Below are 14,393 nucleotides of genomic sequence, written 5' to 3' on the forward strand. Positions count from 1 at the left end.
CCCTCCTCACAGGTTCCGCTGACCCGAGCCCAGCACCCGGCCCATCTGCGCCGCGATCTGGCTTTGCGACCGCCGGAACCCCTGCACATCCGGGGTCGAGATGTTCATCACCACGTTGACTGCACGCCCACCACCGCCCGCGCGCACACCCAGCTTGCCATCGGCCCCGCGCGCAAGCGGCAGGATCGCCTCCGGCCCAGCCTCACCCATCAAACCGACACCGCCCCGCATCGGAAATGTCGTCGGCCCATGCACCACGCCACCATCCGCAAAGGGCATCACCCGGCCCTGCGAAAACGACGCCCCATCGGCAAACGGCAACAGGTTGCTGATCCCCTTCATCACCATCCCGCTCAGATGTTCCTTCACCGGGTTGACCGCCGCGCGGTAACTTGCCCCGATCATCGACTGCGCAATCGTGCCCAGCGCATCCGACAGCTTCATCCCGTCAAACACAATCCCATCAATCGCCCGGCTCAATCCGCTGTTCAGCGCACCTTCCAGCTTGGCCGCGCCTTTGCCAGTCTCTGAAAGGGACTCCCGTACCTTCGCCATCTCGGCCTGAAAGCCACCCGCCATGCTCGACGCCCCCGCAAGCGCCTCTTCCAAAGCACTCACCTGCGCCTCGAAGCCGTCGATCCCGTCCAACTCAATCATCCCGTTCCCCCCGTGTGTCCGGATAAGCTGCCATCAGCGTCTCCAGCCCGCGCCGCCCCAGTGGCGCATCCCCGCCCCCCAGCAGCAGATGCAACTCCGCTGGTGTCAGCGCCCAGAACTCCGCTGGGCGCAGCCCCAACCCGCGCACCCCCGCACACAGCAAGGCCGGCCAGTCGAACCGGCTCACGCCTCGCCCACCGGCGTGAACGCCCGCGCCAACAGCTCCGCCGCCACCCGCGCCGCCGCCAGCGGCCCGCCCTCGATCTCCGCCGCCAGCAAATCCGCCGCAGTCCCGCGCCAGCCCCCGCCGCGCAGCCCGGCGACGATCAGCGCCAGCACATCCCGGCTCGAACAGCCCCCGCCCTCGAAGCGTGCCACGAGATCGACCAGCGTGTCCGCGCCCATCCCCGCTTCCAGTTCCGCCAGCGCCCCCAGCGTCAGCCGCAGAACATGCGGCTCGCCGTCGATCACCAACGACACCTCTCCGCGCCAGGGGTTCGCCATGCTCACGCCGCCGCCGTGAACGCCACAACGCCGGCTGACGCCAGCGACAACTCATATGTCGCCTCGCCATTATGCGAACCGGCATATTCCAGTCCGGTCACCTGAAACGGTGCCTGCACCACGCCGAAATCGGGGATGATCACCTGAAACGCAGGCGTCTGGCTGTCGAAGAAAATCTGCCGCGCCCGTTCATCCGTGCTGGCATCCTTGAACACCCCCGCACCCGAGATCACGACGCTCCGCACGCCCGCACCGGCCAGCAATTCGCGCCACCCGCCCTCGCTCTCAAGCGAGGTCACATCCACCGCTTCCGCATTGAAACTGATCCGCGTCGCCCGCAGTCCTGCCAGCGTCTCAAACGTGCCGCTGCCATCCACATCGACCTTGATCAAGAGGTCTTTCCCGTTCTGAGCACCCATCGCCCACACTCCCTGTCTGGAAATTCTCTGGAAATCCGAAACGCCCTCAGGCGTCGTCCTCGACCCGCGCCCGGAAGGTCAGATCGATCCTGCGCCGTCCCGCCTTTTCGCGCTGCGCCACCGCCCGCTTGAAGGTCAGCGCCACCAACCGGCCCCGGTCCAACACCAACTCGGCGTCGATCAGCGCGTCACACACCGCCGCAGACACCTCCTTGGCGGCCTGAAACCCCGCATCGTCCGAGATCACCGAGACCACAAACTCGTGCCACGCCCCGCGCCCTGTCTTGTCACTGGCATCCACCGCCTTCTCCGGGCCAAGCGCCACATAGAGGTCCGGCAACCGCCCTTTCGGCACTGCGTCATAGACCCGGTCACCCACCAGCACCGAAAGCCCCGCGTCACTCTGCAAGCGCTGATACACAGCCCCCTGCAACGCCGCCGCCACCGCATAGCTCATGTCGCCACCTCCTCGTCGCAGAGGCAGACCAGGAACCGCCCTCCGGGATCGGCCTCGGTCACCGAATTGATCCGAAACACCCGCGACGCATCCCGAAACCGCTGCTCCGGCAACGGCCGCACGGACTGGCCCTGCGGCGCTCCCCGCACCAGAACCCGAAACCCGGTTACCGACACCTGCCCGGCCTCACCGACACTTTCCCGCCCGGACCGGGGCTTCACCTCACCCCAGAGCACGCCCAGCACGACCCAGCTTTCATGCATCCCGCCCGCGCCATCGGGCACCGCGTCCAGCCGCTCCAGCACCAGCTTCGATGTCAGCCTCGGCCCGCTCATGCACCAAACCCCAACCGCACCGGGCGATAGCGCGCAATCAGGCTCGTCACTCCGAACGGCATGCACCCCTGTCCCAGCGCGGTCTCGTCGCGGTATTCGTAGTAATGCGCCGCCAGCAGCATCACCGCCTGTGCCAGATCGGCCGGCAGATCGCCAAAGGCTTCGGCGATCCCCGCCCGGAACCGGATCTCCGCGCTCCCATGTTCGGGAATGGACGGCAGACACGCCCCGACCGGCACCAGCCTGGGGGCCTCCCCGTCCGGCAAGAGCGCATAACGCGAGACATCAACCACCGCGCCTGCGCCAAAAACATCGACAAGGGTCACCTGCGTGACCGCGCGGACCGGCGCAATCGGGATCGCCTGGCCAGTGACATCCCGCCAACGGTGCAGACTGCACAGAAAATCCCGCACCAACAGCGCCTTGCCCGTCCGCGCCTCGACCGCCGCCATCGCCGCCCGCAGAAACCCGCCCAGCAGGCCATCCTGCAGCCCGTCCTCGACAAACCCGCTGCCCATCCGCAGATGGTCCCGCAACCGCGCCACCGGCAGGGCCGCCTCGGGGATCTGGCTCTCTTCAATCAAATACATCTTGTCTTCTCCGCAAACCCTGTCCCGTGCTCAGAGGCCAGTCAGTTGTCGGACGCGCGCCGCGGCCGCTGCTCGGACGGAGGGAGCGGCTAGACAACGCCGGCACTCCGGCGCGCGCCCCATGAGGAAGACGGCCCGCACCGCCCTCCCCATGTCCGCCATCACCGATCAGGCGACAGCGAAGCGCAGCAGCTTGATGGCCGCGAAATCGCTCACATCGCCGCCCACCCGCTTTGTCGCGTAAAACAGCACATGCGGCTTGGCGCTGAACGGATCGCGCAGCACGCGCAGATCGGGACGTTCCGCAATCGTGTAGCCCGCGCGGAAGTCGCCAAAGGCAATCGCATCCGCCCCTGTCGCAATGTCCGGCATGTCTTCGGCAATCAGCACCGGATAGCCCAGCAGACGCGCAGGCTCTCCGCTGGTGAACCCGTCCGACCACAGGTGGCGCCCATCCGCATCCTTGAGCTTGCGCAGGGTGCCCGCCGTCTTGGAGTTCATCACGAAACTCGCATTGGCGCGGTATTCCGCCCCCAGCGCATAGACCAGTTCGATCAGCGCATCGCCATTGCCGATAGACCCATCCACACCTGTTGGAACGTACCCGATATTGGTCCAGCTCCAGATCGCGTTGTCGACCGCCGGGTGAGTCAGAAATCCCTTGGGTTTGTCATTGCCATCCCCGGTGATGAACGCACCCGCCTCCGCCCGAGAGAACGTGTCCGCAATCTTGCCCGCCAGCCACGTCTCGATGTCAAAGGCCGTGTCGTCCAGCAACCGCTGGCTTGCCTTCGGCATCGCACTCAGTTCGTGCAGCTTGATTGAAATGCGGTCGATGGTTGGCGTTCCGGTTTCCGACCGCGAGGCAACCTCGTCCGCCCAGCCTGCACCCGCATTGCCCTGGTCGATCAGCACGTCATAGCTCGACGCCTCGACATGCACGACCGTGGCCACCGCCCGAAGCGACGCGCTGCTCTTCAGCACGCCCTGAATGGTGTCCGACGTCACCGGGTCGATCAGAAACCCGCCATCGCTGTTGACCGCCGAGGACATGGATTTCACATCCATCTCCAACCCGCGCAGCCCGTCATCATCGCCCGTGCGCAGATAGGCGTCGAACGCCTGATAATGCAGGTCATCGCTGCGCATACCGCCCGCCAGAGCCGGTCGCCCGGCAAACCCTGTCTTTGTCTCGATCTTTGTCATTCGCTCTTCCTGTTCCTGAAGCTTTTTCCCGAAGTCATCCCGCTGGCGGCGAATGTCGCCCACCAGACCAGCCAAGGCGGCCCCCACCTGCGTGAACGGAGACACATCTTCCCCGTGCCGCAACATTGTCCCGGTCTCACTCATCCCGTTTTTCCCATTTCCGAAGGGTGGCCCTAGCCGTCCACCAATGTCCGGCGCGCCTCTTCGATCAGGCGCACCATCTCGCGCAGATCGGCCTCCACAGGGGTCTCCCCCTTGGCCGCCACCCGCGCACTGGGCAGCATCGGGAAGGTCACCAGCGACACCTCCCACAGCTCCAGTTCCGTCAGAACCCTGCGGCCCTGCTTGTCCTTGGTCGCCGCCTTGGTGCGATAGCCGATCGACAGCCCGTCAATCGCCCCCGCCGCCACCAATGCCGCCGCCTCCCGACCCCGTGCGACGCTGTCCAGCAACCGGCCCTTCACATAAAGCCCCGTGCCATCCTCGCGCACCTCATCCCAGATGCCGATGGGCTGCGCCGGATCGTGCTGCCACAGCATCTTGACGGCACGCCCACTCTCGGCCAACCGCTTCAACGACGCCGCATAAGCCCCTGATACCACGATATCATTCCCCTGATCGCACTGCCAGAAACGCGATGCATAGCCTTCGATCACACAGCCATCCGTCACGGTCACATCCGCATCGAACCGGCAGAACTTCCACTCCAGATCCATCCCAATCTCCCTCATGGCGTCACCTGAACGAACTTCAGGAACACATCCGCCAGCACCGCCGCCGCCACGCCATAGACCGCCAGCCACACCCGCCGCTCCAACCGCTCGATCAGTGCCTCGATCCGGTCCAGCCGCCCCGAGATCCCTTCGAAGCGCAACAATGTCAGCCGTTCATGTGCCTCCAGCCGCAGCGCAGGCGCACAATCGAACGGCTCGTATCCCCCGCGCGCCTCACCCATCGGCCAGCACCGGCAAACCCAGCAGCGCGCGCTTCTCCGCCGCCGTCAAAAACTCCGCCCGCGACACCCGCGCCCATTGCGCATCGCGTTCCGCCGCCAACGCGGGCACCTGATCCAGATCGGGTTTCAGCACCACCGCCTGCCCCGCATGCTCGGACAGCCAGGCCGACAAGGCCGCTGTCACCCGGGACACCAGCGGCAGCACCGTCAGCCGGTAGAACGCCCGATGCGCCTCGGCATAATTGGCGAATGTCGCCTCACCGGGAATCCCAAGCAGCATCGGCGGAACCCCGAACGCCACGGCAATCTCCCGCGCCGCCGCTTCCTTGGTTTTCTGAAACTCCATGTCCGAGGGCGAAAACCCCATTGGTTTCCAGTCCAGACCACCCTCCAGCAGCATCGGCCGGCCAGCATTGCGCGCACCCATATGGTGGCTCTCGATCTCCTCGACCAGCCGGTCATATTGCTCGGACCCCATGCCCGGCATGCCGTCCGTACCGCGATAGACGATTGCCCCCGAGGGCCGTGCGGCATTGTCCAACAATCCCTTGGACCATCGCGACGCCGCATTGTGCACGTCGAGCGCCTGAGCCGCCGCCACCATCGGGCTCAGCCCGTAGTGATCGTCCTGCGGGTGAAACGCCTTCACATGGCAGATCGGCGGCGCGTCCTCGCTCATTTCGAACCGATGCGACTTGCCACCGACCCCATAGTCATAGGCCACAGGCCAACCATCCGATCCCGGCACCAGCTTCATCCGGTCAGACCGCAGCACATGCAGCTCGCCGGGCACACCGCCCGCACCCACAGCCTCGAAATACCCGTCCCCGGACAAGAGCAACTGCCCGTAGAATGCCTCGAACAGCTCCGCCTGTCCCTGCGCCGGGTTCGGACGGCGCAACAGCTCCAACACCGGATGCATCTCGTACCGCTGGCTGGCGTCCTGCAAGACCAAAGGCACCGCAGCGCCCGCCTCCGCAATCAGCTTGACCGCCCGAAACCCCACCGGGTTTCCGGTAAATCCCGTCCGCGTCAGACTGCCGGTATCCCGCGCCGACCAGGCCACGCGGCCCATGTTCTGCCAGGCCACGACCGGTCCGGTGGCGCTGGCCTTCGCCTCTGGCCGCGCCGCGTCCTTTCGCTCTCGTCGAAAGATGTTCCACACCATGCTGCCACGCTCCTCGCAAATCCCGTTTCAGTTCCGGCACGGCCGGAACGGTCTCTCGAACCGTCCCGACCGGCCACCCGCCGGAGACCCGACCCCGCTGGTCCCCGGCCGCGCCAGACACGGCGTCTTTCTCCACAGCCCGGGCCAGCGCCCCGCTCCGCTCCCAGATCACCGGTCCGTCCAAAAAATCCGAGGCGCGGTGCCACCTGCGCCCGTCGATGAAATCCACCCTACCGATCAAAGGTTAACGGCTGGAAACCATTGCGTGCGCTCACCGTTGCAGCGTCCGCACCCGCGGCACACGCCACTCTGCCGCCCGCGCGATCACAAGATCGGTCAAGGCCCAGACCAGCGCATCCAGCCGGTCCGGAGACCCGGCCCCCTGATAGCCCAGCCGCGTCATCTGGCACATCTCGTCCTCCAGCGCGTCGAACACCCCATGATGCGTCACCCGCCCCTGCTCGTAGAGCGCAGCCACCGGCTCCGCCCGCGCGCTCTTGGACTTCGACGCATGCACCCGCACAACCGGCACCAGTGGATCGACCTGCCGCAACACGGCCTCGACCATGTCACCCCCCTGATTGACCTCGGCCACCAGCGCCTGCGCCCCCCAGCGTTCCATCGCGGTGATCGCGCGCCGCGCCCAGACCAGCGGCGACACGCCTTGTAAGGTGCAATCTTCAAGCACGACCGCCCGCCAATCCTGCGGAGGCCCGGCGCTCACGACACCCGCCACGACGATACCGCAGGCATCCGACCCCTTACCGCTCGAAGCGGACGGATCGACCGCCACCACTACGCGATCAAAGCGCGGCAGGATCGAACAGCGTGCGTGCTCCAGCGCCTCCATCGTCCAGAGAGCCCCGTCCGCCTGCTCCAGCAAATCCCCGTCCAGCTCCTGCCGTCCCAGCCGCGTGCCCGCATAGCGCGCCCGCACTTCGTCAAGAAAGGACGACGCAAGATACGCCCGGTTCGCCTCTGTCGGTGCCCGCGTCACAGCGGTGGACGGCGCCGCAAGCAGATTGCGCAGCAGCTTCAGGTTCCGCGGTGTCGTCGTGACACACATGCGGGGATGCTTTCCCAGCCGCAGCGTGAACTGCAACATGTCCCACGCCTCCTGCGCCCGTTTCCATTTCGCCAACTCGTCCACCCACGCGGCGTCGAATTGCGGACCCCGCAGCGAGTCCGGATCATGGGCAGAACACGCAACCGCTTCGGCCCCGTTCGGCCATCGCAGCACCCACCGCGTGGCCAGCCAGTCCGGTCGTCGATCCGGCGGCGAACAGGCCATGATCCCGCTGTCCCCAAAGATCATCACTTCCCGCACCTGATCGAGCGTTTCGCCCACAAGGGCCACGCGGCGCGCCCGGCCTGTGTCCCGTGGACGCGCGCCTTCCACCTCGGAGCGCACCCATTCGGCCCCGGCGCGGGTCTTGCCCGCGCCGCGCCCGCCAAGGATCACCCAGGCGCGCCAATTGCCCTTGGGAGGCAGCTGATGCGGATGGGCCCAGAAGTCGAACAGATACGGCAGCGCCAACAGCGCTCCGGGCACCTCCTCAAGGCTGGTCAGAAACGCTTCCTTCTCGGCAACAGGCGCGGAGGCGATCAAGTCGGCACCTGACCGCAACCCGCGCCGCGTCGAGGTCGAGCCCGTAGGCTCCTTCGATGGCGGCATGTTCTCGGCGATGTCTTTCAATCTGAACCTCCGTTTCCTTGGCGTGTTTCAGCCAGGCCCGCAGATCGGCCAGCGTCTTGGCCGCTTCGGTCGCGGTCCCCGTTTCACCGGCCTCCACCTTCATGCGCAGACGCGCCACCATCTCCCGGATGGTCCGCAACTCCTGCGCAATGGCGTCGCGCTCGGCTTCAAGCGCGCCGCCCGTCTCTTCTGCAGTGATCAGTACCATGCGATCCCTGCCTCCTGTGCTGAATGGATCTCCGTCCATCGACGCACCGGCAGATCCCGGAACATCTCGCGACCTGTTGATGCCTAGCAGGCACGAAGCAAAAGACCCTTGAACAGGTAAGAAGTGCCTAACGCGCCGTGCGGAGCCTTAAGACATGCGCAAGGGTCCGCACCTCGAGGCACCAAACCCATGAGTGGTTCACAAATTGAAGTGATTCAGGTTTTCTTAACCACAAGGCGGGCGGCTCAGAAAATCCCCCGCCGCAGCAGGTTCAGCCCGAGAATCAGGAACACGTAAAGCACAAGCTTGCGGAAGCCTTCGTTCGAAAACCGCGACCGCAGCTTGGCGCCAAGCGTGAAACCCAGCAGCGTCGGCATCACCAGAACAAGCGAGAGAACGCCCAGCTCCGGCGTCAGAAAGCCTTGCTGCACATAGGCCAGCGCAAAGGGCACCCCGCCGATGAACAAGAGCAGCCCTACCGCCCGAACGAACTCGTCCTTCGGCACCTGCCGCGCGCTCATGTACATGATGACCGGGGCCACCCAGACCCCGGACAACCCGCCCAGAATCCCCCCGGCCGTGCCAAAGCCCAGTTGCCCGATCTTGTCGAACCGGTCCGGCAGCCGCGGCATGGTGAACCGCAGGTTCAGCACGGCAAAGGACACGATGGATATGCCCAAGGCAAGGAAGATCACGCGGTCAGAGACCTCGGCCGACAGGATCACCGTAACAAAGACGCTGCCCCCCAACGCCGCGGCAAAAAGCCAGTAGCGCGCGAACGCGCCCCGGATGTCTCCCATTGTCCAGACCTGCCACGCATTCGACACGACAATCGGCACCAGCCCCAGCGCAATGGCCGTCCGTGGGTCGATCACCATGGTCAGCATACTGATCGCCGCCGTGGGCAACCCGATGCCAACCAACCCCTTCACGGACCCGGCCACGACAAAGACAACCGCTCCGATCAGCAGCAACTCGACAGGGCTCATACCGCCTCCGTCGGGTCAGAGCGGCGCGGGCTCAATTCTCCCGCTGCGCTTCAAGCGCCCTGTAGGCCGCCACATTGGCGTTGTGCTCGGCCAGCGTCACCGCGAAATTGTGCCCATCCGTAGGATCCAGCGTCTTGGCCACGAAGAAGATGTAATCCGTATCGTCCGGATTGAGCGCCGCCTCGATAGCCGCGCGTCCCGGATTGGCAATGGGCGTCGGCGGCAAACCGTCGATCACATAGGTGTTCCACGGCGTCTCCGCCCGCAATTCGCTCTGCCGGATGCCACGGCCCAACACACCCTGCCCGCGCGTGATGCCATAGATCACCGTCGGGTCGGTCTGAAGCCGCATGCCCTGCTCGAGGCGGTTGACGAACACGCTGGCCACGAGAAACCGCTCGTCTGGCGTGCCGGTTTCCTTCTCGATGATCGACGCCATGATCAGCGCCTCCTCCGGGCTTTCATAGGGCAACCCATCCTGCCGGTTCGCCCAGGCCTCGGCCAGGATGCGCTCCTGCGCCGACTCCATTCGCGCCAAAAGCTCCGTCCGGTCGGTGCCCGGCATGATCTCGTAGCTGTCCGGAGCCAAAGACCCCTCGGCCGGAATATCGGCAATCTCCCCCTCCAGCACATCGATCTGGTTGAGTTCCTGCACGATCTGCCAACTGGTCACACCTTCCGCCAGCGCCACACGATACCGCGTGTCCGGTTCCGCCTTCACCCGCGTGTAGTCCTCCGGAACGGCATCCTCCGCCGGGTTGAATTCGGCAATCTCGACAAACCGGCCCGTCGCCGGATCAAGCTCGCGCACCTGCACGGTCGCCCGTGCGATGCTCACCCGGTAGACAACCTCCGTGCCACAGGTGCTGGCCCCCCCACGCGTGACGATGTCGACGATCTGCTCCATGGATGCACCTTCCGGCACAAGGAACGATCCCGCCTTCAGTTGCTGGGTCTTGCCGGCATAGTCCGCCCCGATCCGCAACAGGGCCGCGCTCGACACCGCGCCATCCGCCGCCAAGTCTTCGGACACGGCCCGGAAGTTGCTGCCCCGATCCACCTGCACGCAGATCGCCTGTTCCAACGGGCCTTCGGACGCATATTCGTTCTGCGCCCACAGAAGGACGCCGCCCAGCAGGAAGACGAGCACGACCAGAAAGGTCAGCGCATTGGACGCGATGTGACGCCACATGGTTTAGCGATCCACCTTTCCGAAGATGACGCTGGCATTGGTGCCGCCGAAGCCAAATGAGTTGGACAGCGCATAGCGGATCTCGCGCTCGCGCTTGACCTTGGGTGCCAGATCCACAGCCGTGTCGACCGCAGGGGTATCAAGGTTCAAGGTCGGCGGCGCCACCTGATCGCGGATCGCAAGGATCGAGAAAATCGCCTCGATCGCACCCGCTGCCCCTAAAAGGTGTCCCGTGGCCGACTTGGTTGACGACATCGTCACTTTGCCTGCCGCATCGCCCATCATCCGCTCGACCGCGGCCAGTTCGATCACATCCGCCATGGTCGAGGTGCCATGCGCATTGATGTAGTCGATATCCGCAGGCTCCAGCCCAGCATGTTTCAGAGCCGCGCGCATCGACCGCTCGCCACCTTCACCGTCTTCGGAGGGGGCCGTAATGTGATAGGCATCGCCCGACAGGCCATACCCGCAGACCTCGGCATAGATCTTCGCCCCGCGCGCCTTGGCGTGCTCGTATTCCTCAAGCACCACAATGCCCGCGCCTTCGCCCATGACAAACCCATCGCGGTCCGCATCGTAAGGACGGCTCGCTGCCTTGGGATCATCGCCACGCTTGGTCGACAGCGCCTTGCAGGCGTTGAACCCGGCAATCCCGATCTCGGAAATCGCAGCCTCGGCCCCACCGGCCACCATCACGTCCGCATCCCCGAACATGATCAACCGCGCCGCATCCCCGATCGCGTGCGCACCGGTCGAACAGGCCGTCACAACCGCATGGTTCGGCCCCTTGAAGCCGTACTTGATCGACACATTGCCCGAAATCAGGTTGATCAGCGCGCCCGGAATAAAGAACGGCGACACCCGGCGCGGGCCCTTGTCGCGGATCAAGAGCGCGGTTTCGGCGATGGAGTTCAGACCACCGATCCCCGAGCCGATCATGACGCCCGTGCGCAACCGGCTTTCCTCGTCCTCGGGCATCCAGCCCGCATCCGTCACCGCCTGTTGTGCCGCCGCCATGCCGAAGAGGATGAACTCGTCGACCTTGCGCTGTTCTTTTTTCTCAAGATAGGCGTCGGGGTTGAACGTCCCGTCCGAGCCATCGCCATAAGGCACTTCGCAGGCATAGGTCGTGGCCAGATGGCTTGCGTCGAACTTGGTGATCGTGCCCGCCCCGGACTGCCCGTCCAGAATGCGCGACCAACTCGCCTCGACCCCGTCCGCCAACGGTGTCACCAATCCCAAGCCCGTCACAACTACTCGACGCATGGTGTTGCCCTTCCCTCGAATGCTCTTGCCCGCTCTTACCCCGTTCGCGCCAGCGCCCGCAAGACTCCACCCGTATGGCGGGGCATTCTTGCCGCTTTGCCTGATGTCCGCCCGCCCGTTTCCGTCAACGGAAACGATGGATGCGTCAACGCATCCTGCACTGAAAACCGCCGCCCGAGACCGTGTTTCCGTCAACGGAAACATGCACCGCGTCGACGCGTTACGCCGTGAACCCGATCCGGCAGCGCCCTGTTTCCGTCAACGGAAACATGCACCGCGTCGACGCGGTGCCCCCCACCCACGGTCACCAAGCCGCTGTTTCCGTCAACGGAAACAAACGATGCGTCGACGCATCGTCCGCCTATCCCCAGCGATCCCCCAGATCCGCCTTCGCCCGGTCGATCCAATGTTCCTGCAACCACCGCGTCGGCTTGGCATAGCGGATCAGCGATCCGCGATACCCCGCCACCGCCTCGGGCATCTTGGGTCGCCCGTGAAAACACACCACCCGCGCGTCCTCAGGCAAGCGCGCGGGATGCAGGTAATTGCCCGGAAACGGGTTGCAGTCATACTTGAAGCTCACCACCCAATTCCCTGGAATATAGGTGAAAACCTCGTTCTCCATTGCCTTGTGCGAGGTATAGCGCTGCTCCGACCCCCGCGCGATCTCGACCTCGCGATAGGCATCCGCCGCCAAGTCGTTATACAGAAACCCGTGCACCGCCGGATCATACCGAAACACCGACCCGTGCCCTGTAGGCCGCCCCTTGCGCGCCTCGGTCCAGTCATGGCGCATCACCACATGCCCCGGAGCCACGGTCAGCAGATCATCCAGCGACCCGGTGATCACCACATCCAGATCGAACCCCAGAACCGGCCCGTCCAGATCGGGGATCAGTCCCGGCTTGAACAGCGACACCTTGCGCATCGCCCCCTGCCGGTTCGCCACCTTCAAAGCCGCCGCCATCGGCTCGGCGAACGGCTCGACCGGCAGATCGAGAACCTCGATGTCGGGATGCAGCCCCTCGGCATGTTCCGTCATGCACAGAAATCGCACCGGGCAGGACAGGTTGCGCCGCACGCCGGAATAAAGCCGGTTCACATAATCCGGCCCGAACAGCGTGCCCCATTTGATACAGGCGACAGTGGCATGAGATGGCATGGTCATGCGTCCGCTTAGCAACGGTTTGCGCGAATGACCAGATGCCGCTTGGCCCCCGCGCATCCGCCGCCTATACTGCCCATCAACCGAAGCTGAGATGCAGGAGGACATGATGGAGATTGTGCGCACCCTGCGGGTGTCCGGCTGATCGCCGCACCCGGACCCTTTGAACGCCCCATCGGGGCAGGTTTCTCAGCGACAGGACGACTCCCTTGACCACATATACCCTGACCGACCTCGGATGGTCGGACCGTTTCGCGCGTCAGCTTACCGAAGACGACGCGTCCCTCACCCCCGCCCGCATCTCCGAGGTGCATCGCAGCCAGCTCATCGCGCTCTCCGAGGCGGGCGATCTGAGGCTCATCCCCACCGACAGCGCCGGGGCCTATGCCGTGGGCGACTGGGTGCTGACCGACGGCACCAGCGCGCTCCGCCGGCTCGACCCCGTCACCGACCTGCACCGCCGCGCGGCGGGTCACGCCGTGGGCGCACAGCGCATCGCGGCCAATGTCGACACCGTGGGCCTTGTCACCTCGTGCAACGCCGATTTCAACGTCGCGCGGCTGGAACGCTATCTGGCGCTGGCGCTGGCCTCGAACGCGCTGCCGCTGGTGATCCTGACCAAGGCCGATCTCTGCGATGACCCCGACAGCTTCAAACGGCAGGCCGAACGCCTGTCCCCGCTGGTCACCGCCATCACCGTCAACGCCAAGGACCCCGAAGATGTGGCGCGCCTCAACGCATGGTGCAGCACCGCGCAAACCCTGGCCCTCCTTGGGTCGTCAGGTGTCGGCAAAACCACCCTGCGCAACGCGCTCACCGGCGAGAAAGAAGCGACCCAAGGCATCCGCGAGGACGACGCCAAGGGCCGCCACACCACCACGCACCGCGCCCTGCGCCCCACGCTGGCCGGTGGCTGGCTGATCGACACGCCGGGGATGCGCGAGTTGCAGCTTTCAGGCACCAGCGACGGTCTGGAGGAGCTCTTCGACGACATCGAAACCCTCGCCGCCCAGTGCAAGTTCACCAACTGCGCGCATGACACGGAACCCGGCTGCGCGGTCAAGGCCGCCTTGGCCGATGGCACGCTCGACCCTGACCGGCTGGACCGCTGGCAGAAACTGCGGCGCGAGGATCAATACAATTCGGAAACCATCGCCGCCGCCCGCGCCCGTCAGAAATCCTTTGGCCGGGTTGTAAAAGAGGCGATGAGCACGAAAACCCGCTACAAACGCGGGTACGAGGACTGATCAAATCAGCGGGTCGCAAGGCCCGCTCTTCCGTGACCGCCCAATCGAAGAAACACTCGCGGAAAACGCAATCGCTGCCATAAGCCCAAGGCTGCTGGGTTCCACCAGATCGGCGCCGAGCCAGAAGCCGTCGCCTTCTGTCCTGTCAGAGTCTAGTCCGATTTAGCCTGACAGCACATTTCAAAATCGAGACAAAAATAAAATTGACATCAGTTTCATTTTTTAGGCAACCTGATTTCGGTCGACAGGTTGCTGAGTTGCAGAGCGTCGCAAACGTCTTGGCGCAAACAGACCCATCGTCTCGGCACGTGTCGACCGGCCAATCCTTGAGACGTGCTC

Annotated in this window: 18 protein-coding genes; 1 reads left to right on the forward strand and 17 read right to left on the reverse strand. The window is 64.9% G+C overall.

Going from position 1 to position 14,393, the window contains the following annotated elements:
• Positions 1-6: 6 nt before the first annotated feature.
• From MRY75_RS15075 to MRY75_RS15155, 17 genes are all read right to left on the reverse strand, one after another.
• Positions 7-657, reverse strand: a complete 651-nt coding sequence (locus tag MRY75_RS15075) for a phage tail tape measure protein (protein WP_292308825.1) — start codon at positions 655-657, stop codon at positions 7-9.
• Entirely contained in the window at positions 650-844 is a 195-nt protein-coding gene (locus MRY75_RS15080; RefSeq protein WP_292308826.1) for a rcc01693 family protein, read from the reverse strand. The genes MRY75_RS15075 and MRY75_RS15080 overlap by 8 nt, the downstream gene beginning before the upstream one ends.
• Positions 841-1,161, reverse strand: coding sequence for a gene transfer agent family protein (locus tag MRY75_RS15085; RefSeq protein ID WP_292308827.1), 321 nt, complete (start codon positions 1,159-1,161; stop codon positions 841-843). Before MRY75_RS15085 ends, MRY75_RS15080 begins: the two co-directional genes overlap by 4 nt.
• Positions 1,162-1,163: 2 nt before the next feature.
• Positions 1,164-1,580, reverse strand: coding sequence for a phage major tail protein, TP901-1 family (locus MRY75_RS15090; protein WP_292308828.1), 417 nt, complete (start codon positions 1,578-1,580; stop codon positions 1,164-1,166).
• Positions 1,581-1,626: 46 nt separating this feature from the next.
• Positions 1,627-2,037, reverse strand: a complete 411-nt coding sequence (locus MRY75_RS15095) for a DUF3168 domain-containing protein (RefSeq protein WP_292308829.1) — start codon at positions 2,035-2,037, stop codon at positions 1,627-1,629.
• The gene (locus tag MRY75_RS15100) at positions 2,034-2,372 is read right to left on the reverse strand and encodes a head-tail adaptor protein (RefSeq protein ID WP_292308830.1); all 339 of its coding nucleotides are present in this window, start codon (positions 2,370-2,372) and stop codon (positions 2,034-2,036) included. The genes MRY75_RS15095 and MRY75_RS15100 overlap by 4 nt, the downstream gene beginning before the upstream one ends.
• Positions 2,369-2,962 carry a head-tail connector protein gene (locus tag MRY75_RS15105; RefSeq protein ID WP_292308831.1) on the reverse strand — a complete coding sequence of 198 codons (594 nt, stop codon included), beginning with the start codon at positions 2,960-2,962 and terminating at the stop codon, positions 2,369-2,371. Before MRY75_RS15105 ends, MRY75_RS15100 begins: the two co-directional genes overlap by 4 nt.
• A gap of 168 nt (positions 2,963-3,130) precedes the next feature.
• Positions 3,131-4,312, reverse strand: coding sequence for a phage major capsid protein (locus MRY75_RS15110; protein WP_292308832.1), 1,182 nt, complete (start codon positions 4,310-4,312; stop codon positions 3,131-3,133).
• Positions 4,313-4,341: 29 nt separating this feature from the next.
• Positions 4,342-4,884, reverse strand: coding sequence for an HK97 family phage prohead protease (locus MRY75_RS15115; protein ID WP_292308930.1), 543 nt, complete (start codon positions 4,882-4,884; stop codon positions 4,342-4,344).
• Positions 4,885-4,895: 11 nt separating this feature from the next.
• Positions 4,896-5,123 carry a hypothetical protein gene (locus tag MRY75_RS15120; protein WP_292308833.1) on the reverse strand — a complete coding sequence of 76 codons (228 nt, stop codon included), beginning with the start codon at positions 5,121-5,123 and terminating at the stop codon, positions 4,896-4,898.
• Positions 5,116-6,291: a phage portal protein gene (locus tag MRY75_RS15125; RefSeq protein ID WP_292308834.1), complete on the reverse strand. Its 1,176-nt coding sequence runs from the start codon at positions 6,289-6,291 to the stop codon at positions 5,116-5,118. The genes MRY75_RS15120 and MRY75_RS15125 overlap by 8 nt, the downstream gene beginning before the upstream one ends.
• Positions 6,292-6,562: 271 nt before the next feature.
• Positions 6,563-7,966 carry a terminase family protein gene (locus tag MRY75_RS15130; protein WP_292308835.1) on the reverse strand — a complete coding sequence of 468 codons (1,404 nt, stop codon included), beginning with the start codon at positions 7,964-7,966 and terminating at the stop codon, positions 6,563-6,565.
• Complete coding sequence (locus MRY75_RS15135; RefSeq protein WP_292308836.1) at positions 7,848-8,195, reverse strand: hypothetical protein; 348 nt, start codon at positions 8,193-8,195, stop codon at positions 7,848-7,850. The genes MRY75_RS15130 and MRY75_RS15135 overlap by 119 nt, the downstream gene beginning before the upstream one ends.
• 245 nt (positions 8,196-8,440) lie before the next feature.
• Positions 8,441-9,184 (reverse strand): sulfite exporter TauE/SafE family protein, encoded by a 744-nt coding sequence (locus MRY75_RS15140; protein WP_292308837.1) that lies wholly within the window; start codon positions 9,182-9,184, stop codon positions 8,441-8,443.
• Positions 9,185-9,215: 31 nt separating this feature from the next.
• Positions 9,216-10,376 (reverse strand): endolytic transglycosylase MltG, encoded by a 1,161-nt coding sequence (mltG, locus tag MRY75_RS15145; RefSeq protein WP_292308838.1) that lies wholly within the window; start codon positions 10,374-10,376, stop codon positions 9,216-9,218.
• Between the two features lie 3 nt (positions 10,377-10,379).
• Positions 10,380-11,642, reverse strand: a complete 1,263-nt coding sequence (fabF, locus tag MRY75_RS15150; RefSeq protein ID WP_292308839.1) for a beta-ketoacyl-ACP synthase II — start codon at positions 11,640-11,642, stop codon at positions 10,380-10,382.
• A gap of 361 nt (positions 11,643-12,003) precedes the next feature.
• Positions 12,004-12,810 (reverse strand): glycosyl transferase, encoded by an 807-nt coding sequence (locus MRY75_RS15155; protein WP_292308840.1) that lies wholly within the window; start codon positions 12,808-12,810, stop codon positions 12,004-12,006.
• A gap of 206 nt (positions 12,811-13,016) precedes the next feature.
• Between MRY75_RS15155 and rsgA the strand changes: the two genes are divergently transcribed.
• The gene (gene rsgA / locus MRY75_RS15160; RefSeq protein ID WP_292308841.1) at positions 13,017-14,054 is read left to right on the forward strand and encodes a ribosome small subunit-dependent GTPase A; all 1,038 of its coding nucleotides are present in this window, start codon (positions 13,017-13,019) and stop codon (positions 14,052-14,054) included.
• Positions 14,055-14,393: the final 339 nt, after the last annotated feature.

Source organism: Marivita sp., assembly GCF_022763305.1.
GTDB lineage: Bacteria > Pseudomonadota > Alphaproteobacteria > Rhodobacterales > Rhodobacteraceae > Marivita.